Source organism: Lacibacter sp. H407, assembly GCF_037892605.1.
Lineage (GTDB): Bacteria > Bacteroidota > Bacteroidia > Chitinophagales > Chitinophagaceae > Lacibacter.
In genome coordinates this window covers 482,610-505,415 of record NZ_JBBKTU010000001.1, presented here as the reverse complement: position 1 = coordinate 505,415, position 22,806 = coordinate 482,610, and the positions used below count along the sequence as shown (strand labels likewise).

Genomic DNA, 22,806 nt, shown 5'->3' with positions numbered 1-22,806 from the left:
CAGCGTTTAAATGTTGAAGATATGTTAGAAGGAAAAAGACAGAAACAGGTTGCCGGCGTTATTCATGAGGAAATAACGGGTATTTTCAGAAAGCTGGGATTGAGCATGATCGATGGGGGACTGGTGTCCATTTCATCTGTGAAAGTAACACCTGATCTGCTGGAAGCGAGGATCTACCTGAGTGTGTTCCAGGCAAAGGATAATGCGGCTGTTCTGAAAAAAGTGGAAGACAAAGCTCATGAGATCAAACGTGAACTGGCATCCAGCATCAAACACCAATTGCGCCGTATTCCCGAGATCAAATACTTCCTTGATGATACATTGGAACAGGTGTTTAAGATGGAAGAATTGTTTAAAAAGATCGAGGGAGAGAAGAAAGAGGAAGAGTAGGTAGCCCATAGTTGATAGTCGTTAGTAAAGTCGGCTTTGACTATTCACAATTGACCATTCACCATTCACAAAAAGACTCCATTGAATTTCCTGTTCGCCTGGCGTTATTTCAAATCAAAAAAATCAACCAATGCCATCAACATCATTGCGTGGGTAACCGTTTCTGCTATGGCAGTTGGTACCGCTGCGATTGTGGTGGTGTTGAGTATTTTTAATGGGTTTGAAGGATTGGTGAAAACATTGTACTCTTCGTTTTATCCCGACGTACGCATTACAGCATCGCAACAAAAAATCATGTTGCTGGATGATGCTACTCTTGCAAAAATAAAAGTGCTGAAAAATATTGCTGCCGTAAGTATGGTTGTAGAAGAAAATGTTCACTTGCAAAACGGGGATTACAGAACCAATGCGGTGATCAAAGCAGTAGATGAATCGTACAACAAAAGCAGCGGTGTTTCATCCATGATGGTGAATGGAAAATTTGAAACGGGAAGCATTGAAACCCCTGCATTGGTATTAGGAGTTGGAATAGAAAATGCATTGAACTTATTAAGCGACCGTTCGGTTACTCCGGTAACAGCATACCTCCCGAAACGTGGTGTTAGCTCCAGTAATCCGTTGGAATCGATCAGTACAGTAAATCTGCAACCAACAGGATCGTTTTCCATTCAACAGGATTTTGATAATAAATATGTGATCACCAATCTGGCGATCTTGAAAGAAATGCTGGGTATGAAGAGCAATGAATACAGTGCGGCAGAAATAAAACTCACTGATCCATCTGCTGAAAAAGAGACCATTGCAGCATTGCAGCAAATCATGGGTAATGGTTATTTGGTGGAGAACAGGTATCAGCAAAATCGTTCACTCTTCGCCGTTATGCAATTGGAAAAATGGGCCATTTATGGGATCCTTTCATTGATATTGGTGATCGCATCTTTCAATATGATCGGCGCACTCACCATGCTGGTTCTGGAAAAAGAACAGGATATACAGATACTTCAGGCCATGGGCGCCGAAAAGAAATTTATTCAACGTATCTTTTTAACTGAGGGAGTATTACTTGCATTTGTAGGTAGCGTCATTGGTATTTTATTGGCAATGTTGTTTGCTTATTTACAGGTAACATTTAAACTCATTCCGTTACAGGGTTCGTTTGTAATTGATTATTATCCGGTCGATATTTTTCTCACCGATATTTTACTTGTGATGTTCACTGTTTTTGTGATCGCCTTACTGGCATCGTGGGTGCCTTCGGTTAAAGCAGCACGGCAGAAAGTGTCGTTACGTGCACAATGATGAACTGAATCACGGACAAATAAAAAAGCAGAGAACTTTCATCCTCTGCTTCTATCTAAAAGTAAATCGTTGCAATTAATAATCGCCTAAGCTTGTTTCGCCAAGTTGGGTAAGGGCTTTTTCTAATTGCTCATCGTTTGGAGCAATACCATGCCACTCGTGACTTCCTTCCATAAAATCAATGCCTTTGCCCATCTCAGTTTTCATGAGGTTTACAATTGGCTTGCCTTTGCCAACAAAGGTTTTTGCTTTTTCTAAACCGGCAACCATCTGGTCCATATCATTTCCATCTTCAATAATGAGGGTTTCCCAACCAAAAGCTTCAAACTTTCCTTTAAGATCGCCTAGGCTCAATACTTTTTTAGTTGGACCATCAATTTGCTGGCCATTCCAGTCAACGGTAGCAATCAGGTTGTCCATTTTGTTATGCGCAGCAAACATGATCGCTTCCCAGTTCTGGCCTTCCTGCAATTCACCATCGCCATGTAATGAATAAACAACTGTATTTTCTTTGTTCAGTTTTTTAGTATAAGCTGCACCAATGGCAACACTCAACCCTTGACCAAGCGATCCGGATGCAATACGTACGCCCGGTAAATGCTCATGCGTAGTAGGGTGCCCTTGCAATCTTGTATTCAGTTTGCGGAAGGTATTCAACTCTTCTGCCGGAAAATAACCGCTGCGGGCCAATGTTGCATAAAACACCGGTGATATGTGCCCGTTAGAAAGAAAGAACAGATCCTCACCTGTTCCATCCATATTAAACGATGGATCGTGTTTCAGTAACTTGAAATACAGAGCGGTAAAATATTCGGTACAGCCCAAAGAACCACCCGGGTGGCCGCTTTGACATCCGTGTACCATACGTACGATATCTCTCCTGATTTGCGTTGCGATTTCTTTCAGTTCTGCCATGATTTTTAGAGTTGCGGGCAAAGCTAACAGAAAAAATAGTTCAACCGACTAAACTTTTTGCCCAAATTCGAGTCGATTACTGAGCTGTTTGTTGAAAAATAGGAAAACTACGATGGCATTTAATTTTATTGTTATCTGTTTCCGCTTTCGGCTCAGATAGTATAGATTTGCAACACACTTGAATAATCAACTGCATGGATCACCTGTTAATAGGATCAGTCATTGCTTTTTTAATCACATATTCAGCTATTCCGATCATTATTCGGGTAGCGGAAGCAAAGCATCTGTTTGATGTTCCTGATGATGATCGTAAGCTGCACAAAACACCGATCCCTTCACTCGGAGGTATTGGAATTTTTGCCGGGTTCATTTTAGGTTTTCTCATTGCTGTTCCTGCCGGTTGGATAGAAGTTCAATATTTTGCCGCCGCATTTTTAGTGATCTTTTTTCTTGGATTGAAAGATGATATTGTGGTACTTACACCACTCAAAAAATTCCTCGGTCAGTTATTGGCAGCGTTTATCATCGTGTACAAAGGAGGAATTCTCATTGATGGAATGTTTGGATTTATGGGCTTTGAGAAAATGCCTTTTATTTTAAGTCTTGCATTTACTTATCTCACCATTATTGTAATTACCAATTCATTTAATTTGATCGATGGGGTAGATGGATTAGCTGGTTCGCTGGGCTTATTTACATCGGCGGCATTTGGTGTTTATTTCTTTATGGCCGATCAGCCTTTCTATGCCATGATGGCTTTTGCTATGACGGGCAGCCTGGCTGGTTTCCTAATCTTTAATTCATCGCCAGCAAAAATATTTATGGGCGATACCGGTTCGTTGTTACTCGGTATCATCAACTCTATTCTTGTTATTAAGTTTATTCAAATAGCCACCGTTCCTACTGCTAAAATTTATTTGCCGGCAGCACCGGCCATTGGGTTTGCAATTTTGTTTGTTCCGTTGTTTGATACGCTGCGCATTTTTGCCTATCGCATTTTATCACGCCGTTCTCCATTCAGCCCCGACCGGAATCACGTGCATCATTTGTTATTGGCAAAAGGTTTTAGTCATCGGATGGTTACCTTCCTGGCCGTATCGTTTAACATCGTTATTGCCGGCGCAACCGTATTGGCACGTGAACTCAACATCACCTTTCTTTTGTTAGGGCTTATCAGTGTAGGGTTCTCGGTAATCAGTCTGTTGATCTACTCCAATCGCAGCAATCGTCAGAAACTGTTTGCACCTGATCAGCACATCGATGTGAATGGCAAAACAAAGGTGATTCCTCTTCCTACCAATGTAAACGCCTCAACTGCTGCCACCGAGAAAGGCGAAATCGCAAAATAATCGTTTGAAACTTTTCTTTGCATCGCAGCAATCAGCAACAATTTATTAGGTTTGCAGCTCATTAATTTTTACACGTATGTCAGAAGATCTATCGTTGATACTGAGTGATGCTGAAGAGCACATGGGTAAAGCTATTCAGCACCTGGAAATTGAATTGGTGAAAATTCGTGCAGGCCGTGCCAACCCCAATATGCTCGATAGTATTGTGGTGGATTATTATGGCTCGCCCACACCAATTGGACAGGTAGGAAATATTATTGCAGCCGATGCAAGAACAATTACCATTCAGCCTTGGGAAAAAAATATGTTGCAACCCATTGAGCGTGCCATCATCAATTCCAATATTGGCTTAACACCGCAAAACGACGGGAGTATTATCCGTTTGTTTTTACCACCGTTAACAGAAGAACGGAGAAGAGAATTGGTGAAGCGGGTAAATGCGGAAGGTGAACACACAAAGGTTGCTGTTCGTAATATTCGCAGAGATGCAATTGAACAGATCAAGAAACTGCAAAAAGATGGATTGAGTGAAGATGCAGCGAAAGATGCTGAGAAAGATGTGCAGGTGCTTACAGACAAATACAGTTCACAGATCGATAAACACCTCGAAGCAAAAGATAAAGAGATTATGTCGGTGTAAGATCGTTTGCAAATAAATGGAAGGGGTGCATTACTGCATCCCTTTTTTATTGCCGGTTGGCAAGATATACGCCTGACAAAATGATCAACAACCCGACAATTTCCAGTTGCCCGATTGTTTCACCCGCCAACAATCCCCAGCCAATAGCCACAAATGGAATTCCATACGTTACCATTGAAGAAAATAATGGACCAGCCCGTTTCATCAGCATATAAAATAAGATCGATGCAATGGCCGTTCCGAAAATTCCTAATACAGCCGATGCACTAATGGCTCTTATTACAGATGGTTCTGAAAAATTGTGATTAGCAAAACCTGCCACAAATAAAACGATCGTAGCAGGGATGATCAATGCTACAAATGCAATGGCAGCAATATCAAGTGATGCCACATGTTTTAAATAGCGATTGATGAGGTTTACATTCAACCCATACGAAAATGTAGCAATTACAATCAGCGATGCAAGAAAAAGATCGCTGTTAGCACTTCCTTTTTTTTGTGCGAGGAAGAGTAACAACATGCCGCCAAAACCGATCAATACACCTACTATTTTTTTCCAGGGAACAGATGTTCGAAATAAGAGTGCACCAATAATGATCACAAACAACGGCGTTAACGCATTCAACATACCGGCCAATGCACTGTCGATCTTTGTTTCCGCTACGCAAAATAAAATCGCAGGTATAAAACTGCCAAGTAAACCGGATATGATCAACAAGCCGAGATCCTTTCGTTGCATACGTTTAAAACTGTTAAGCGCAAAGGGTAATAAAACTACACCACCACTTAACATACGCATGGCCGCTACTTCATAAGCAGATAGTTCCTTTAATCCTTCTTTCATCAAAATAAACGAACTGCCCCATACAAGGCAAAGAATAAAAAAAAGCAGCCAGTTAAACAGTTTTGAATTCATAATGGAAGCTGCAAAGGTGTAGGAAAATTGCGTATTACAGGCAGCATGTTTTATATTCGTAGAAATGCAGATCTATGGCAAAAATTAAACTCAGTGCAATCAGTACTCGTGCGCCAAAAAAGGCTGACAAAGAAAAACTGAAAGCAGAAACAGAAAAGATACTTGTTGAATTAGATGAACTGCAGAACCGCCTGATCGCTGAAAGCAAACATTCATTGCTGGTGATCATCCAGGGAATGGATGCCAGTGGGAAGGATGGCATACTGCGTGATGTATTTGGATCGCTTAATCCGCTTGGCGTATCGGTCACATCATTCAAAGCACCCACCGAAGAAGAGTTTAGCCATGATTTTTTATGGCGTGTACATAAAGCTGCTCCTGCAAAAGGGATGATCAAAATTTTCAACCGCAGCCAATACGAAGATATTCTTGTAACACGTGTGCATGGCTGGTGCGATGATGCAACGGCTGTAAAACGAATGAAAGCCATTAATGATTTTGAAGAGTTACTGGTGAATCATAACAACACGAAGGTGCTTAAATTCTATCTGCATGTTTCCCCTGCTGAACAGCAGGAACGCTTACAGGAACGTACACATGATCCACGTAAAATGTGGAAGTACAATGAAAAAGATTTTGCCGAAGCAAAGCTTTGGAAAAAGTATATGAAGTATTACGAAGATTGTTTTCACTATTGTAACAAAGTGCCGTGGCAAATTATTCCCAGCGATCAGAATTGGTACAAAGAATATTTGATTGCAAAAACGGTGTACGATACGTTGAAGAAATTGAATATGCAATACCCGGGCCTGAAAAAATAGGCTTTGATTACTCAGATTATTTTGTAAGATTTGTATTGCCCTCCATAAAAAACCTACACTATTATTTAATTATTAAAATCAACAATTATGGGAATGCTGAAAGAATTTAAAGATTTTGCAATGAAAGGCAACGTAGTTGATCTTGCTGTTGGTGTAATCATCGGCGGTGCATTTGGTGCCATTGTTGGCGCTGTTGTGGATCACATCCTGATGCCGATTGTGGGAATTATTACAGGTGGTGTTAATTTCGACACCTTATCGATCAAAGTAGGTGAAGCAGAGTTGAAGTATGGGATGGCAATATCTGCCGCAGTTAAATTCATCATAATTGCATTCTTTCTTTTCCTTGTAATTAAGGCAATCAATAAAATGAAAAAAGCAGAACCACCTGCTCCTCCTGCAGCCACACCCGAAGACATTGTGTTGCTGCGTGAGATCAGAGATGCATTGAAAAAATAATTGACCCAGTTTGTATCAGCGGTAATAACAACCTGTTATTACCGCTTTTTAGTTTCTAAATTTCAGTGTGGCATTTTATTTGTCGACTTTTCTAATTAAAAATAAAACAACGCTTATGATAAAACAGATTTTCGCAGCAGTGCTGTTTTCAATAACAGTTGCAGAAGCACAGGCACAGGACGTAGAAGTAAAGCGATTAAAGGACGAATCAAATAAGACTGTAAAAAAAGAACCTGAGCAAAAAGAAGGCTGGACCAAAGGGGGCGTATTCAATCTCAATCTCAGCCAGGGTGCCAGCCGCAACTGGGCATCAGGTGCTGAAAAATTTTCGTTCTCCATCAATGCACTCATTAACAGCTTTGCCTATTATAAAAAAGAGCGCAACGTTTGGGATAATACGCTCAATGCACAATACGGTATTGTAAATGCAACCAGTATCGGTACACGAAAAAATGATGACCGTATTGATTTGCTTTCGAGATATGGATATCAGTTAGGCGATACGGCAACCAGCAAATGGTACTTGTCGGCATTAGCCAACCTGCGCACACAAATGACGCTCGGATACAATTATAGTGTTGATCCCAAACAAAAGAACTCCGGTTTTTTTGCTCCGGCTTATGTGCTCGTTTCGCCGGGTATCATGTACAAGCCCAATGCAACCTTCGATGTATTTCTGTCGCCGGTCACTTCCCGTTGGGTTATCGTAAACGAAGCTAATAAGGACATACGAAGACTGTTTAATTTTACAGATACCACCCAATCATCTATCAACGAGATCGGTGCATTTTTAACCGCCAATCTCAAAAAAGATCTGGCAAAGAACATCAGCCTGGCCAGTCGGCTCGATCTGTTCAGCAATTACAAAAACAACCCCCAGAATATCGATGTGTTCTGGACCAACACCTTGGGTTTCAAGGTGAATAAATACATCGGCATCAGCTACAATTTCGACCTCATTTACGACCACGATACAAAAAATGTGGAAACCGGCGGACTCATGGGTACGCAGCTCAAATCCCTCATGGGCATTGGTTTTACCGCCAACTTTTAATAAGGTTTAGTTCCCTACATTTGCAAGTCCCGGCACAGATTGGCCGGGACTTGTTCGTTAAAAACAGAAATACTTTGCAAACAGAATCATACCAGATAAAGCTACCCCAGTTTGAAGGTCCTTTCGATCTGCTGTTGTTTTTTATTGAGCGTGATGAACTGGATATTTACAATATCCCCATTACCCGCATCATAAAAGACTTCATGGATTTTATCCATCAAACCGAAAAGCTGAATATTGAATTGTCGAGTGAATTCATTTTGTTCATTTCAACGTTGATGCGGATCAAAGCAAAAATGCTGTTGCCCCGCAAAGAAATTGATGAGCAGGGAAATGAAATTGACCCACGTCAGGAGTTGATCGATAAAATACTTGAATACAAACGTTTCAAAGAAGCGAGTGTGCAGATGGCGGAGATGGAAGCAATGCGGATGTTGATGGTGAAGCGTGGCAATATTGCCAGCGAGCTCGCCGGCATTGGCGAAGAAGCAGGTGAAGGAACCGAGATACAAACCATTACCATGTTCAAACTCATGAAGACCTTTGAACGGGTAATGAAAAAACACCACGATCGTTTCAATAAACCGGTGCATACGGTGGTGCAATACAACTACACCATGGAAGGCAGCCGTGAGTACATGCTCGATGTGGTGAAGAAGGAAAAAACAATGGCCTTCGAAAAATTATTTGATGTAGTGGAGAATCGCATTCATGCTATTTTCTTATTCCTGTCGCTGCTGGAACTTTCGCAACAACGTTATATGACTTTGTTGGTTGGTGAAGGAAAAAATAATTTCATTGTTGAGTGGAACGAGAGCCGGGAAGAAGATGCAGAAGATTCATTTGTGTATCCACAGAATCCCGAAGAAGGAAATTGATTTTTACAAAACGTATTACGGAAGCCTCATCAGATATGGTGAGGCTTTTTTTATTGCTGTTGTAAGCCGAAAAATCATTTCCGTTTTTGTTAACAATCCAGGTATTATTTTGGCTGCATGAAACACCTTCTTTGCTTTGTACTTGTAAGTTTAGTTGCTAATAGCAAAGCAGTACAAGCTTTGGAAAGAATACAAGGTTTTTGTGTTGATGCTGATTCAAAAAAAGGTATTCCATTCGCCAGCATTCTTCTTCAAAACACAAAGCTGATTACCGATGCTGATAGTAGCGGTTTTTTTGAAATAGATATTATTGGCGATGATACGCTATTAATAACAAGTATCGGATACAGGGATCAGAAAATTGCTACCAGTGATTTAAAAAAGGAGCCTACTGTTTTTCTTCAACCTTTGCCTGTTCAGTTATCTGAAGTTTTTGTTGGCAAAAAGCAATCAATGACCATAGGTTTAACGAAAGGCAAGAAGAGGTTTGACATGAACTCCGATGATTGTGTGCGATTTGAAATGGCTACAAGAGTCAATGTCCCGGATAACGTTGGGCAATTTCAGCTAAAGCGTATTTCTATAAAAGGGATTGGTTTTAATGAAGCAAATCCTGTTCGTATTCATATTTACAACGTTGGAAAATTTGGAGAGCCCGCTTACGAGTTGATGAAAAAGGATATTGTTATAACAAAGAACTCATCAAAAAACAATGTATTGCACATTGATGTTGAAGACCAAGGTATTTTCCTGAGCGATGACCAGTTTTTTGTTGGGGTTCAGTGGATAGCTGATAGTATAAACAAGGAACGGATCAATATAAAAAAAAGACCTGTTGTTGGTCCAGGCATTTATTGTTCATTTAGCAATACTACTACCGTCACTTATACAAGGTCTTTGAATTTGAATGGATATAAATGGATGCTTCATGCCGATAGAATTCTTTATCCTTTTGACTATGATAAGATGCCATCAAAAATTAAGTCTCCATTAAATATGCTTGTGTCTTGTGATATTCTGTATTGATAAAAAAAATCCCACTGCTCAGCAATGGGATTTTCCTTTTATACAAAGTTCAATTAAGCATTTACTGTTACTCTTACATTCATCATCTCTCTCACCGTTTTTGCAATACCATTGGCATCAATGCCAATTTCTTCATATAATTGTTTCGGTGTGCCGTGTTCTACAAGGCTGTCAGGAATACCCATGATCTTAACTTCAGCTTTGTAATTATGTGCAGCCATAAATTCCAATACCGCACTTCCGAAACCACCCACTACCGTTCCATCCTCAATCGTTACGATCTTATCAAATTTCGCAAATACTTCATGGAGCATTTCTTCATCGATCGGTTTTGCAAAACGCATATCGTAATGTGCAGGATTGATGCCATCGTTCTTTAATTCACGAATAGCACTTGCTGCAAAATTGCCGGGATGGCCAAACGAAAGTATTGCAAGGCCTTCTCCATCTTTCAACTTACGGCCTTTACCGATTTCAATTTCTTTCATTTCGTTTCTCCACTCAGGCATTACACCTTCGCCTCTCGGATAACGAATCGAGATCGGTAATTTATGTGAATCGAGTTGAGCCGTGTACATCATGTTACGCAACTCCGCTTCATTCATTGGAGCAGCAACGATCATGTTAGGTACACAACGCATATAAGCAATATCATAACAACCATGATGTGTTGGCCCATCTTCTCCTACCAATCCTGCACGATCCAAACAAAAGATCACCGGAAGTTTTTGAATGGCCACATCATGCACCACCATATCATATGCCCGTTGCATAAATGATGAATAAATATTACAGTACACCTTCATGCCCTGCGTTGCCATACCTGCACTAAGTGTAACGGCATGCTGTTCGCAAATGCCCACATCAAATGCACGGTGTGGCATTTTGTCCATCATGAATTTGAGCGAGGAACCACTTGGCATTGCAGGTGTAACACCCACAATTTTTGCATTTTGTTCTGCCAGTTCAATCATGGTATGTCCAAACACATCCTGGTATTTGGGAGGCTGTACAGTATCGAATTTTTTCTTTTGAATTTCGCCGGTTACTTTATCAAACAAACCGGGCGCATGCCATTTGGTTTGATCTTTCTCGGCCAACTCATATCCTTTTCCTTTAACAGTTACTATATGCAACAGTTTAGGTCCGGGAATATTTTTGAGGTCTTTCAACGTATCAACCAGCTTGGTAATATTATGTCCATCGATGGGGCCGAAATAGCGCAGCTTCAACGCTTCAAACAAATTACTGCTCTTGTTCACAAATCCTTTGATGCTGTGTTCCAGCTTGCTTGCCATTTCACGGGTAAATGTTTTACCAACAGGAAGTTTGCCCAACGCCTTCCACACATCATCTTTAATACGATTGTAAGTAGGGGAGGTAGTAATATCGGTGAGATATTCTTTCAACGCACCCACATTCGGGTCGATGCTCATGCAGTTATCATTCAGAATGATCAGCACATCACTATCGGCCACACCGGCATGGTTCATGGCTTCAAACGCCAGGCCTGCCGTCATGGCACCGTCGCCAATTACCGCAATCGATTTTCTGTTTTCGCCTTTTAACTTGGCGGCCATTGCCATACCCAAAGCAGCAGAAATCGACGTGGAAGAGTGACCAACGCCAAATGTATCATATTCACTTTCGCTGCGTTTAGGAAAGCCACTGAGTCCGTTGTATTTGCGGTTCGTATGAAAGTTATCCCGGCGGCCGGTCAATATCTTGTGTCCGTAGGCCTGATGACCAACGTCCCATACCAATTGGTCGTACGGGGTATCATACACATAGTGAAGGGCTGTTGACAATTCCACCACACCAAGGCTGGCACCAAAATGACCACCATGCACACTTACCACATCAATAATATACTGGCGAAGTTCATCGCAAACCTGTGGTAATTGATCCATTGGCAGCTTTTTCAAATCGGCCGGAGAATCAATTTTCTGTAGCAGGGAACCGGGTTTTATTTCCATAAATTCCTGAATAATTAAGTAAAGGTAAAAAACTTACAAGCAATGTAAAGGAATGTTTGTGTAACAGCCAAAGCAGGAAATGGTTGAATTTGTGCACAAAAACTGTTTCGGCTCCTGACCATTTACCCAAATTTTTCGCCCTTTGTACCTTTAGGCAGGCGAAACCTATATCTTAACGGTTAGATTTGTAGCTACTATGCGTATAGGAATCAGTAAAATGGGAGCTTATTGGTGGTGCCAGCTGGCTGGCTGGGGCGGCAATATGCTCATGAATTTCTTTTTTGCCTGGACCTATAACCGGGAGATCACTTCTTCCTTCATCATACGTTCCCTCATTATTGCCGTGCTGGGGTTGATCATTACCCATTTCATGCGCTGGGTAATCATTCAAACCAATCTGCTGCATAAAACTTTTGAACGGCAGGTGGTTTATTTCCTTGTACTTACACTTGCTTTTTCGATGCTGTATCCGTTTATTTCGCTTTCGCTTTTTAATATATTCGACCTCTTTACACCGGAACAAAAACAATACAGTTTTACAAGGCTCCTGGTAGGTTCGGCCATTAATGCGTTTGTAACCTTACTGGTATGGAACCTCATTTATTTTATTTACCATTATGTTGAAAGCTTTCGTAAACAGCAACTCGATGCGTTAAAGATGCAGAGTGTGGTGAAGGAGCTGGAACTCAAAACGATCAAAGCACATATCAATCCGCATTTTATTTTCAATTCGTTGAATGGCATCCGTGCATTGGTCGATGAAAACCCTACCCGTGCAAGAACAGCTATTACCGAGTTGAGTAATATCCTGCGCAGTAGTATGCAGGTAGAAAAACAGGAAACCGTTCCGTTTGAAAAAGAACTGAGCATTGTAAAAGATTACCTGGCATTGGAACAAATGCGTTTTGAAGAACGGTTGAAAGTGAATTTTGATATTGATGAAGATACGTTGGAGCAACCTGTACCACCAATGATGTTGCAAACGCTTGTAGAGAATGCGATCAAGCACGGCATCAGCAAAAATGTTACCGGTGGTGTCATTAAGATCAGCTCAAAGTTTGTGAACGATCATCATGAACTGGTGATCCGGAATACAGGCCGGCTGAATGGCGATTTTAATCCGGATGGGTTTGGTATTTCCAGCACACAAAGCCGGTTGAAGCTGATGTTTGGTAATGATGCCGGTTTTTCCATCAGCGATGTAAATGGAAATGAAGTGGAAGCCAGAGTGGTAATGCCTGCGGGATTGTAGTAACTTTAAACTATTCGTTTAATTCGTATAAATAAAACCATCCATGAATAAAAGAGCAATCATTATTGATGATGAACGATTGGCCAGAAATGAGCTGAAAAAGCTGTTGATTGAATTTCCGGATATAGAAGTGATCGATGAAGCATCGAATGTAGATGAAGGTCTGCAAAAGATCGAAGCATTGAACCCCGATCTGATTTTCTTAGATATTCAAATGCCCGGCAAAACAGGCTTTGATCTGTTGAGTGAACTGGATCGTACACCCGAAGTGATCTTCACCACTGCGTATGACGAATATGCCTTGCGTGCATTTGAAGTAAATGCATTGGATTATTTGCTGAAGCCGATCGAACCCAAGCGTTTGGCAGATGCATTGCACAAACTCGACGAGGAAGAAAAAGAAACAACGGTTGATGGTGAACCACTGTCGGTAAACCGCAGCATGTTGAGTGAGAACGATCAGGTGTTTGTGAAAGATGGCGAACGCTGCTGGTTTGTAAAGCTGAGCGATATCCGTTTGTTTGAAAGTGTGGGCAACTATGCGAAAGTTTATTTTGGTCCCAACAAACCGCTCATCTTAAAATCACTGAATGCATTGGAAGAGCGACTAGATGAAAAAATATTCTTTCGTGCAAACCGCAAACACATTGTGAATCTCCGCATGATTGAAAAAGTAGAACCTTATTTCAACGGCGGTTTGTTATTGGAAATTCATGGTGGCGATAAAATTGAAGTGAGTCGCAGACAAGCTGTGAAGTTTAAAGAAATGATGAGTTTATAATCGAAACATTTTAAAGTAATACCTTATCAATGAAGAAATTTTTTGCAACGTGGTTATTGACCGCAATAGCCACGTTTTTATTTGCACAAACGAAAGTTGACAACATTATCAATGCAAAGGAAGTGGAACGGATTGAGCGTGTACTTGCATCCGATGAAATGAAAGGCAGGAGAGTATTTTCACCTGAGATCGATAAAGCAGCTGATTTTATTGCTGCCGAATTTAAAGCAGCCGGTTTAGAAACATGGAACAGCAGTGGCACATACCGCCAGGAGTTTACGATTCTTACTCCACGGTTCAAAGGATTGACTTGCAGCTTCGATCAGCAATCAGTTGATCCAAAGAATGTTGTTGTAATTACAACTGCAGCCAGTGTAACGATCAATGAACAATCGGGTTATGAAAAAGTAAAACTTGCAGCAGGAGTCAACCTGTTTTCAGAAGCTCAGAAGTATATCAGGTCTGGAAAAAATTACATTGTTTTAGTTGACACTTCATACAGTAAGAATTTTGGACGTTTGACCGGGTTCAAGCGTGGCATGTTTCCGATGAAGAACAGTGTTGTGTTTGTTTTAACTGCTGTTGATCCATCAACTTACAGTATTGAAGCACAGCATGAAATTACAGAACAAAAGTTGTCGAATGTTGTAGGAATTATTCCCGGAAAAAGTGAAAAGGATGAGTATGTGATCTTCTCCGGGCACTACGATCATATCGGTATTGGCAAGCCGGTTGATGGTGATTCGATCTTTAATGGTGCAAATGACGATGCCGCAGGAACTACCGCTGTTATTCTGCTGGCAAAATATTACAAAGCATTAAACAACAACGAACGCACCATCATCTTTGCTGCCTTTACTGCAGAAGAATCGGGTGGTTATGGTGCACAATATTTTTCAAAACAATTTGATCCGGCAAAAGTGGCTGCCATGTTCAATATTGAAATGATTGGTACAGAAAGTAAGTGGGGTAAAAACTCTGCATATATTACCGGTTTCGAAAAAACAGATATGGGTGCAATTATGCAGAAGAACCTGGAAGGAACAGGATTTGCATTTTATCCCGATCCGTATACTGATCAGAATTTATTCTATCGTTCCGATAATGCAACGCTTGCACGCCTGGGCGTTCCTGCACATACCATTTCTACATCAAAAATGGATAGTGAACCAAACTATCACAAAGTGTCGGATGAAGTGGAAACACTTGATCTTGATAATATGACCATGATCATTAAGTCCATTGCATTGAGTGCAAGAAGTATTGTGAGTGGGAAAGATTCACCAACAAGAGTGAAAGTGGAAGAGTTGAGATAATAACAGAAAACATTCATATAAATAAAGAAAAGGAGCATTGCTCCTTTTTTTATTTTCTGATCGATAGTCGAAACTTAATTCAGCTTTTCAAAATGCAAATCCAGTTTCTTATCTTTTTTATAATAATCCATAATCAATACTTGTCCCTGGCGGGCTGGTAATACAATTGATCTTGTGGCGTCTGATTTTGTTTGGATCTTATCCTGAGTAAGTTTGCCATCGCTGTATGTTATGGAGTTGAAGGTGGTTCCTTTGTAACCTTTGCCACGCTCATAATCACTGTAGCAAACAGAGAATGAACTACGATCTCTATTTACCTGTGTGTAAGCATAATCAAAAGCACCATAGCCATATTTTACAGCTTTCCCTAACATTTGGGTGCTCATAAATTCAGAACCGCCCGCAAGTTGAACATCGTTATCACTTTTCTTATAGATTGACGCTTCTTTAACAGTAAAATCAGGATCAAACTTAATAACAAGCATATCGGTTACTTTCAGTTTAACTGTGCTCACACTTGTACCACCGCCCGCAGCACCTACAAGTATAGTTGAGGCAATTCCAAGTGCGCTTGCAGCTTTTTTATAACCTTCGCCAATTGCATAAATGCTGCCATCTTCTGTTTGTATCATATTATGCAGGAACATAAACCCAAAGTCATCAATCTTACCACTACCACTTACCCCAAGATGTTTGCCAAGATCAAGAGCCCAGGAAGAATATTTTTCACTCAGCGTTTTTCCTGATTCGTCAATACCTATAAATGCAAACCCTTTTGATTTATCTTTCATTACATTGCCACCTTTATCAAAATACTCTCCGTACAAATAAGCTTTACCATCATTTAAAACGGACATACTGATTGGGTAGAAATTGTATTTCCCTTCGTTGGTTGATTTTTGAAACAGCAGTTTCCCGTTTTCAAGTGACAGGCCCAGTATATAGGAGTCGGGATTGCGATCCATTCTGCTGGAGTATTTCAGCATTTCAACATATACCACATTCTTATGGGTACCAAGGTAATCACCCACAAACATTTTGCCATCCATCGCCGGAACATAGGTCCATTGTTTTTTTGCAGCAGTGCCTACGTAGCTAATCTGAAATGTAAAATCTTTATTATCACGACTGGGGACATTTGAAATAAATCCTTTGCCCTCTACCGGATATAATCCTTTAAAATTACTGTCCTCATCATCCATTAAATAGTTCATTCTTAAGTAAGCTTCATCTTTTTTTGAAATACTTTTAGTGTAGGAGAATTTCTTTGTACCATCCGCACCGTAAACCTGATAGTCGAGAATATTGGCGTCAGAATTATAAAATAAAAACACAAGATCAGTTCCGTTAAACGACGATTCAATGATAGTGACGTTTTTCGAGTCCTGGAATTTTACTTCTTTTAATTTGTTCAGGTTTTGATCCATGATCTGTAATGTGTACTCGTTGGTTTTACGGTCGATCTTATCACTTACATAAAAGAAATAATAACCTTTCACCTCGCTGCCTTCTTTAATGGCATCGGAGTTGCGCAGTACGCTTGACTTCTGGATATTGGCGATACTTAACTTTTGTGCTTGCGTGCTTGCAATAAAGCTCATAAGCATAATTAAAACTGTTAGTCTTTTCATTTCTGAGATTTTTTTAATGTTGATTATTGTTTTTTTCGGCTATGTTTATTTGTTCTGCTACCGGTTGAAGTTCTTTTAGCGGCAATAAGTAACGGTTGCAGAAACTCCGGGTTACTTGCGCCATTTCATTAAGTCGTATGCGGTTGAGAAAGCGAAGGAGCTGATTGTAATCATCTGAATAGAATTTGTTCTCCGTATCAAGTAGTAAACCTGCCTTGTGATTTTTTTGTTGTTCGTACAGCTTATTCAAATCTCTTGCGATTAAATATGCAGCAAGATTTGTTTGTTTCTGCTGTTGTAATAAAAGCAAGTTATAATAGATGTTTCGGCTTACATTATCCGACTGATACGTATGTTCAATCATTTCAAGTAAAAGCTCTTCTTTCAGTTTCTGAAAATAATTTTCATCAACCAGAAAATCCTTACCGGTTGTTTGTGAAGCAACTGAGTCTTTCAATGCAGCAATACGTTGAGGGATATCTGGATGTGTTTTGAACGAGTCTATCTCTTTTGCTTGTTCTTCAGCAGTCTGCATATTTATTTTACTGAAGATTACCGACTCGTCCTGTATCCATTTCTTTTTAAACGGATAGTTTTCGAAGTTGAGTATTGTTTGTACGTTGAGCTTCGGAAAAACAGTTGCTTTATCAACCGTATCAAGTAATTGCAATAACGATACAATGCCGTTTGCATCATATCCTGTATTCTTAAAAAAGCTGAAAGCCTGCATATCAGCTTCTGTTTCCCTTGTGCGACCGTGATGCCTGCTGTTGAAAATCAAATTGAGACTGAGTTTTTCAAGCTCTGCATTTACACCATATTGTTTTTTCGAAAGCTCCTTGAGTTTCTTTTGGAATTCAGGACTGTTGGTTACTGTAACGTATTGATCAACCGACTGACGTGTATGTGACCGATAATAGTGCGCCAATTCATGACACAACACAAATGCGAGTTCTGCTTCGTTCTGCAGATGTATCACAAGCCCTGCATTGATGGCAATCGAACCATCGCCCATGCTGTAGGCGTTCGGCCACCAGTCACGTGTGAAAAATAAGCGAAGCTCATCGGCTTTCAGTACTGGATTCGCTTGAATGATTTTACTCAATACCCGTTGCAGGTACGAATATGGTTCTTTAGCTGTAATGCAACTTTTACCTGTGATTGTTTTTTCAATCTGTTCGAAATGTGTTTTATAGATCTCTTCATAATCTTTTTTCAATGATGGTGTTACTTGCGCCAGCCAGGATTTTTTTACGTTTTGTACAGATTGTACCCAATTCTTTTTCAGAATTGTATCATCGGTTTGAAAATTATAAAAAGGATTTTGCTGTGCCGAAAGCAACGAGCAGAGAAGTAACGAAGCGAACGTGTGGACAATGGTTTTCAAAAGCATACCGGGTTTAGGGTCCTGATAAAATCAAATGCCTGATCAAATGCATTTGGGTTAAACAGTGAATTGAATACCCGGTAAAAATAATACGTAGGAAGTAAACTTATGCTTTTACAGGCACACTATGTATAGCTGCGGCCATTTCTCTGATAAGTGTGGCGTTTTTCTCTATAGCATTGCCAATCACGATCACATCAGCACCTGCTTTACAGTTGCGGTATGCTTTTTCGGGGTCAGTAATACCGCCACCAATAATAAGCGGCACCTCTATTTGTTGTGCTACTGCCTGTATCATGTTTTCACTGATAGCACGTTTGGCACCGCTGCCGGCATCCATGTAAATCACCTTCATGCCCAGCATTTCGCCGGCCATAGCCGTACACATGGCAATTTCATTTTTATCGGAAGGAAGAGGCGTAGCATTGCTGATATACGATACCGTTGTTGGTGCACCACCATCAACTACCATGTAACCGGTTGAAATAATTTCCAGCCCACTTTGTTTTACAAAAGGAGCGGAGATCACATGCTGACCAATCAGTAATTCAGGGTTACGCCCGGAAATGAGCGACAGGTATAACAGCGCATCTGCATAATTGCTGATTTGTGAGGGGCTTCCGGGAAACAGGATTACCGGAATATCGCAGGAAGCTTTGATCTGCTGCACTACTTCATCCAATTGATTGGAAATAACCAGGCTGCCTCCTACTAAAAAATAATCCACTTTGGCGTCCACAGACAGGCGCACCAGTTGTTCAACAGCCGACGGATTTACTTTATCGGGATCGATCAAAACAGCGAATGATTTTTGTCCTCTCAGTTTTCTCTCCCGTAATTGTGTATAGATGTCTTGCTTCATTCAGCGAATACTATTCCTGCAAAAATGCAAAAAAATGTCCAGCTTTTCGAGATTGGACTGTTTTTATCTCACGGAACCCAAAACCGGTCAAAACGGACAGTTTTCAGGGCTGCTCAAATACTGCGTTTAGGTAGCTACGTTAGTTAAATTTCCGGCTGCTTACGCCTTCAAATTCAATGCAGGCAAGGCTAAGGGAATTCTTTTCATATCGCCAAGGTTTTTTATACTCATTTTGAAATCCGGAGGGTTGAAAACTCGATATCCACATGGAAAAGCATAGCTGTATTGCGTTTCCACGTGATTTCCACAACCTGTTTATAACTATGACTTTGGACTTTAGCTTGGAAAAAATATTTTCGTATTCTTTCGTTTAACGATTTCTTGGACTTACTAACCATCTAAACTTACACATTATTATGGCCAGCAAAAAGAAACAAGATCAGGGGCTGCAGTTCAGCCGCCGGTTCACAAAAGAGGGTGTAACTCCCTTCGACCTGTTTGAGTACGATTACCGCACCTCTGTAATCCGCAACCCATCGGGCGAGATAGTATTTGAGATGAATAATGTAGAGGTGCCGAAGGGATGGAGTCAGATTGCAACAGATATCTTGGCGCAAAAATATTTCCGTAAGGCGGGTGTTCCACAACCGGATGGTTCATTAGGCAGAGAAACTTCATCGAAGCAGGTTGCACATCGTATGGCCAACTGCTGGAAAGTATGGGGTGAGCGTTATGGTTATTTCGCCAGCGCAAAAGATGCAGAAGTTTTTTATGATGAGTTAGTATATAGCATTTTGAACCAGGTGTGCGTGCCTAACAGTCCGCAATGGTTCAACACAGGTCTGTATGAAAGTTATGGCATCACCGGAAAGCCACAAGGCCATTATTATGTAGATCCAACTGATGGGGAGTTAAAGAAATCGACTTCAGCATACGAGCGTCCGCAACCACATGCCTGTTTTATTCTTAGTGTAAGTGATGACCTGGTGAACGATGGAGGTATCATGGATCTGTGGGTACGTGAAGCAAGGATCTTTAAATATGGTTCTGGTGTAGGTACAAACTTCTCTACCATTCGTGGTGAAGGTGAAAAGTTGAGCGGTGGTGGTACGTCCAGTGGTTTGATGAGCTTCCTGAAAATCGGCGACCGTGCTGCAGGTGCAATCAAAAGCGGTGGTACAACACGTCGTGCTGCTAAGATGGTTTGTTTGGATTTAGATCATCCTGAAATATTAGACTTCATCAACTGGAAAGTTGAAGAAGAGAAAAAAGTAGGTGCGTTGATCAATGCAGGTTATGCATCTGATTATGAAGGTGAAGCATACCGTACAGTAAGCGGACAAAATTCCAACAACTCTGTTCGTATCCCGAATGAGTTTTTTGAGAAGTTAGAAAAAGGCGAAGACTGGGAACTGAAAGCAAGATCCGATGGCCGCACCATGAAAAAAATTCCTTCACAGGAAGTGTGGAACCAGATTGCTTACGCTGCATGGCGTTGTGCTGATCCCGGTACTCAATATGATACGACTATTAACGAATGGCATACTTCACCAAAAGGCGGACGCATCAATGCATCAAATCCTTGCAGTGAGTATATGTTCCTCGATAACACTGCTTGTAATCTTGCATCTGTAAACCTTCGTCGTTTGTTTGACGAAGAAACACAAGTGTTCGATGTACAGGGTTTTGAATATGTATGTCGTTTGTGGACTGCAGTATTGGAAATTTCTGTGTTGATGGCTCAGTTCCCATCAAAGGAAGTAGCGCAACTTTCTTACGATTACAGAACATTAGGTTTGGGATATGCCAACCTTGGTTCAATGTTGATGGTAATGGGTATTCCTTACGATAGCGAACAGGCACGTGGTATTGCCGGTGCATTGACCGCTGTAATGACGGGTATCTCTTACAAAACATCTGCAGAGATGGCGTCGTTCCTGGGTGCGTTTCCACGCTACGAAGAAAATGCGGAAGATATGTTGCGTGTAATGCGTAACCACCGTGCTGCTGCTTACGATGCAGAAGATGCGTATGTTGGATTGAGTATTAAACCACAGGGGATCAAAGCACAACACTGTCCTGATTATTTATTGACCAGTGCCTGCAAGAGTTGGGATGATGCTGTAGAGTTGGGTGAAAAATATGGTTACCGTAATGCACAAACAACCGTAATTGCTCCAACAGGAACAATTGGTTTGGTAATGGATTGCGATACAACTGGCGTTGAACCAGACTTTGCGTTGGTGAAGTTTAAAAAATTGAGCGGTGGTGGTTATTTCAAGATCATCAACCAATCAGTACCGGCAGCGCTTAAAAAATTAGGCTACAATGAAAGAGAAAGTGAAGCAATTGTAAAATATGCAGTAGGTGCTGCTTCGTTGAACGGTGCTCCACATGTAAACCCGCAATCGTTAAGTGATCGTGGATTTATTGCAGATGAGATCAAGAAAATTGAAGGCACATTGGCCAGCGCATTTGAAATTGGATTTGTATTTAATAAATATGCGTTGGGCGAAGAGTGTTTACAACGTCTTGGATTTACACCAGAGCAGTACAATGATTTTGAATGGAGCTTATTGGAAGCTTTAGGTTTTTCTGAAGAGCAGATCGCTGAAGCAAATGATTATATCTGTGGTACAATGACGGTGGAAGGTGCTCCATACCTGAAGCTGGAACATTATCCGGTTTTTGATTGTGCAAACAAATGCGGTAAAAAAGGCGAACGTTACATTCATCACAGCGGTCATATTCGTATGATGGGTGCTGCACAACCATTCCTGAGTGGTGCCATTTCAAAAACCATCAACCTCCCAAATGAAGCATCTGTTGAAGAAATTGCAGAAGCGTATTACGAAAGCTGGAAGCTTGGATTGAAAGCATGTGCATTGTATCGTGATGGTTCTAAACTGAGCCAGCCATTGAGCACAAAAGGTGATAAGCGTAAAAAGGGTAATGCTGATTTAGCTTCGGCTCAATCAACAGAAGAAGAAGCATCTACCGAAAGCCCGATGGTAGATATGGCGAAACTCACCGTTGAAGAATTACTGGAAGAGTTGAACAAGCGTGTGCAGTCATCGCCTGATACAAAATTGAAGCGTGATCTTGCACGAATTGTAGAACGTAGAAAACTACCAGCCAAACGCAGAGGCTTTACACAAAAAGCAAAGATCAACGGACAGGCGATCTTCCTCCGCACCGGTGAATATGGTGATGGTACATTAGGAGAAATTTTTGTTGACCTGGCTAAAGAAGGTAGTACGCTTCGCAGTTTAATGAACAGCTTTGCGATCTCAATTTCTGTAGGCTTGCAATACGGTGTTCCGTTAGAAGAGTTTGTAGAGAAATTTGTATTCACCAAGTTTGAACCAAGTGGTATGGTGGATCATCCGAATATTAAATCAACCACTTCGATCGTTGACTTTGTGTTCCGTTGCCTTGCATACGAATACTTAGGACGTACTGATCTGGTTCATGTATTAGACAAACCGGAAGTAGACAATACCGGCACTGATGATTGGGATGATATTCCTACCGGACTGGAGTACGAAAAAAAAACTCCTGAGTTAAGTGATGTACGTGTGGTAGGTGTAGTGAGCACACCGGTGCAAACACAAAAAGCACAACGTGTCATCAACACTGTGAAGATGGATAACAGTCTGGATGCAGTGAATGCCGCAGCAAAAAGTATGCAGAGTGATGCACCTACTTGTAACACGTGCGGACATATCACCATCAGAAGCGGTACATGTTACAAATGTTTGAATTGTGGTAACAGTATGGGTTGCAGTTAAATTCTGCATCAACAATTAATCTCAACAGAGGTTCCTATAACAAACGCTCCGGTTCTCCGGAGC

19 protein-coding genes are annotated in these 22,806 nt (G+C 41.0%); 13 read left to right on the top strand and 6 right to left on the bottom strand.

Annotated features, from left to right (window positions below; genetic code table 11):
* Window positions 1–21 precede the first annotated feature (21 nt).
* Complete coding sequence (gene rbfA / locus WG989_RS02180; protein WP_340427023.1) at window positions 22–390, top strand: 30S ribosome-binding factor RbfA; 369 nt, start codon at window positions 22–24, stop codon at window positions 388–390.
* A gap of 81 nt (window positions 391–471) precedes the next feature.
* Window positions 472–1,689: an FtsX-like permease family protein gene (locus tag WG989_RS02175; protein WP_340427022.1), complete on the top strand. Its 1,218-nt coding sequence runs from the start codon at window positions 472–474 to the stop codon at window positions 1,687–1,689.
* Between the two features lie 75 nt (window positions 1,690–1,764).
* On the opposite strand, the gene WG989_RS02170 is transcribed toward WG989_RS02175, so the two are convergent.
* The gene (locus WG989_RS02170; RefSeq protein ID WP_340427020.1) at window positions 1,765–2,604 is read right to left on the bottom strand and encodes a transketolase; all 840 of its coding nucleotides are present in this window, start codon (window positions 2,602–2,604) and stop codon (window positions 1,765–1,767) included.
* A 194-nt stretch (window positions 2,605–2,798) separates the two neighbouring features.
* Here WG989_RS02170 and WG989_RS02165 point away from each other — a divergent pair, with 194 nt between their 5' ends.
* Together WG989_RS02165 and frr are read left to right on the top strand one after the other, a co-directional pair.
* Window positions 2,799–3,953, top strand: a complete 1,155-nt coding sequence (locus WG989_RS02165; RefSeq protein WP_340427018.1) for a glycosyltransferase family 4 protein — start codon at window positions 2,799–2,801, stop codon at window positions 3,951–3,953.
* 76 nt (window positions 3,954–4,029) lie between these two features.
* Window positions 4,030–4,593 (top strand): ribosome recycling factor, encoded by a 564-nt coding sequence (gene frr, locus WG989_RS02160; RefSeq protein ID WP_340427016.1) that lies wholly within the window; start codon window positions 4,030–4,032, stop codon window positions 4,591–4,593.
* Between the two features lie 46 nt (window positions 4,594–4,639).
* Here the strand turns inward: frr and WG989_RS02155 are convergent, their stop codons facing one another.
* On the bottom strand, window positions 4,640–5,509 hold the full coding sequence (locus WG989_RS02155; RefSeq protein WP_340427014.1) for a DMT family transporter: 870 nt from the start codon (window positions 5,507–5,509) through the stop codon (window positions 4,640–4,642).
* Window positions 5,510–5,583: 74 nt separating this feature from the next.
* Here WG989_RS02155 and WG989_RS02150 point away from each other — a divergent pair, with 74 nt between their 5' ends.
* The 5 genes from WG989_RS02150 to WG989_RS02130 all read left to right on the top strand — a co-directional run bounded on the left by WG989_RS02150 (window position 5,584) and on the right by WG989_RS02130 (window position 9,747).
* A complete protein-coding gene (locus tag WG989_RS02150) occupies window positions 5,584–6,330 on the top strand; it encodes a PPK2 family polyphosphate kinase (protein WP_340427012.1) in 747 nt (248 codons plus the stop codon).
* Window positions 6,331–6,423: 93 nt separating this feature from the next.
* Window positions 6,424–6,789, top strand: a complete 366-nt coding sequence (mscL, locus tag WG989_RS02145) for a large-conductance mechanosensitive channel protein MscL (protein ID WP_182806726.1) — start codon at window positions 6,424–6,426, stop codon at window positions 6,787–6,789.
* Between the two features lie 115 nt (window positions 6,790–6,904).
* A complete protein-coding gene (locus WG989_RS02140; RefSeq protein ID WP_340427008.1) occupies window positions 6,905–7,843 on the top strand; it encodes a DUF3078 domain-containing protein in 939 nt (312 codons plus the stop codon).
* Between the two features lie 74 nt (window positions 7,844–7,917).
* Entirely contained in the window at window positions 7,918–8,721 is an 804-nt protein-coding gene (locus WG989_RS02135) for a segregation and condensation protein A (protein ID WP_340427007.1), read from the top strand.
* A gap of 117 nt (window positions 8,722–8,838) precedes the next feature.
* Entirely contained in the window at window positions 8,839–9,747 is a 909-nt protein-coding gene (locus WG989_RS02130; protein WP_340427006.1) for a carboxypeptidase-like regulatory domain-containing protein, read from the top strand.
* A gap of 53 nt (window positions 9,748–9,800) precedes the next feature.
* On the opposite strand, the gene dxs is transcribed toward WG989_RS02130, so the two are convergent.
* Entirely contained in the window at window positions 9,801–11,723 is a 1,923-nt protein-coding gene (gene dxs / locus WG989_RS02125) for a 1-deoxy-D-xylulose-5-phosphate synthase (RefSeq protein WP_340427003.1), read from the bottom strand.
* 196 nt (window positions 11,724–11,919) lie between these two features.
* On the opposite strand from dxs, the gene WG989_RS02120 reads away from it, so the two are divergent.
* The 3 genes from WG989_RS02120 to WG989_RS02110 are packed head-to-tail and all read left to right on the top strand — an operon-like array spanning window position 11,920 to window position 15,072.
* Window positions 11,920–12,975: a sensor histidine kinase gene (locus WG989_RS02120; protein WP_340427001.1), complete on the top strand. Its 1,056-nt coding sequence runs from the start codon at window positions 11,920–11,922 to the stop codon at window positions 12,973–12,975.
* A gap of 43 nt (window positions 12,976–13,018) precedes the next feature.
* The gene (locus WG989_RS02115; RefSeq protein WP_340427000.1) at window positions 13,019–13,756 is read left to right on the top strand and encodes a LytR/AlgR family response regulator transcription factor; all 738 of its coding nucleotides are present in this window, start codon (window positions 13,019–13,021) and stop codon (window positions 13,754–13,756) included.
* 29 nt (window positions 13,757–13,785) lie between these two features.
* Complete coding sequence (locus tag WG989_RS02110; protein ID WP_340426998.1) at window positions 13,786–15,072, top strand: M28 family peptidase; 1,287 nt, start codon at window positions 13,786–13,788, stop codon at window positions 15,070–15,072.
* A 74-nt stretch (window positions 15,073–15,146) separates the two neighbouring features.
* On the opposite strand, the gene WG989_RS02105 is transcribed toward WG989_RS02110, so the two are convergent.
* The 3 genes from WG989_RS02105 to WG989_RS02095 form a co-directional block, all read right to left on the bottom strand.
* Entirely contained in the window at window positions 15,147–16,703 is a 1,557-nt protein-coding gene (locus tag WG989_RS02105; RefSeq protein ID WP_340426996.1) for a DUF6770 family protein, read from the bottom strand.
* 13 nt (window positions 16,704–16,716) lie between these two features.
* Window positions 16,717–18,090, bottom strand: a complete 1,374-nt coding sequence (locus tag WG989_RS02100) for a M48 family metallopeptidase (RefSeq protein WP_340426994.1) — start codon at window positions 18,088–18,090, stop codon at window positions 16,717–16,719.
* A 106-nt stretch (window positions 18,091–18,196) separates the two neighbouring features.
* Window positions 18,197–18,952: a phosphoglycerol geranylgeranyltransferase gene (locus tag WG989_RS02095; RefSeq protein ID WP_340426992.1), complete on the bottom strand. Its 756-nt coding sequence runs from the start codon at window positions 18,950–18,952 to the stop codon at window positions 18,197–18,199.
* Between the two features lie 416 nt (window positions 18,953–19,368).
* On the opposite strand from WG989_RS02095, the gene WG989_RS02090 reads away from it, so the two are divergent.
* Window positions 19,369–22,743, top strand: coding sequence for a vitamin B12-dependent ribonucleotide reductase (locus tag WG989_RS02090; protein WP_340426990.1), 3,375 nt, complete (start codon window positions 19,369–19,371; stop codon window positions 22,741–22,743).
* Window positions 22,744–22,806 lie beyond the last annotated feature (63 nt).

Bases quoted from the DNA above. Each gene is read 5' to 3' on its own strand.
- WG989_RS02105 (WP_340426996.1), bottom strand. From the start codon at position 16,703: ATGAAAAGACTAACAGTTTTAATTATGCTTATGAGCTTTATTGCAAGC.
- WG989_RS02140 (WP_340427008.1), top strand. From the start codon at position 6,905: ATGATAAAACAGATTTTCGCAGCAGTGCTGTTTTCAATAACAGTTGCA.
- dxs (WP_340427003.1), bottom strand. From the start codon at position 11,723: ATGGAAATAAAACCCGGTTCCCTGCTACAGAAAATTGATTCTCCGGCC.
- mscL (WP_182806726.1), top strand. From the start codon at position 6,424: ATGCTGAAAGAATTTAAAGATTTTGCAATGAAAGGCAACGTAGTTGAT.
- frr (WP_340427016.1), top strand. From the start codon at position 4,030: ATGTCAGAAGATCTATCGTTGATACTGAGTGATGCTGAAGAGCACATG.
- WG989_RS02150 (WP_340427012.1), top strand. From the start codon at position 5,584: ATGGCAAAAATTAAACTCAGTGCAATCAGTACTCGTGCGCCAAAAAAG.
- rbfA (WP_340427023.1), top strand. From the start codon at position 22: ATGTTAGAAGGAAAAAGACAGAAACAGGTTGCCGGCGTTATTCATGAG.
- WG989_RS02095 (WP_340426992.1), bottom strand. From the start codon at position 18,952: ATGAAGCAAGACATCTATACACAATTACGGGAGAGAAAACTGAGAGGA.
- WG989_RS02120 (WP_340427001.1), top strand. From the start codon at position 11,920: ATGCGTATAGGAATCAGTAAAATGGGAGCTTATTGGTGGTGCCAGCTG.
- WG989_RS02090 (WP_340426990.1), top strand. From the start codon at position 19,369: ATGGCCAGCAAAAAGAAACAAGATCAGGGGCTGCAGTTCAGCCGCCGG.
- WG989_RS02155 (WP_340427014.1), bottom strand. From the start codon at position 5,509: ATGAATTCAAAACTGTTTAACTGGCTGCTTTTTTTTATTCTTTGCCTT.
- WG989_RS02170 (WP_340427020.1), bottom strand. From the start codon at position 2,604: ATGGCAGAACTGAAAGAAATCGCAACGCAAATCAGGAGAGATATCGTA.
- WG989_RS02165 (WP_340427018.1), top strand. From the start codon at position 2,799: ATGGATCACCTGTTAATAGGATCAGTCATTGCTTTTTTAATCACATAT.
- WG989_RS02115 (WP_340427000.1), top strand. From the start codon at position 13,019: ATGAATAAAAGAGCAATCATTATTGATGATGAACGATTGGCCAGAAAT.
- WG989_RS02110 (WP_340426998.1), top strand. From the start codon at position 13,786: ATGAAGAAATTTTTTGCAACGTGGTTATTGACCGCAATAGCCACGTTT.
- WG989_RS02130 (WP_340427006.1), top strand. From the start codon at position 8,839: ATGAAACACCTTCTTTGCTTTGTACTTGTAAGTTTAGTTGCTAATAGC.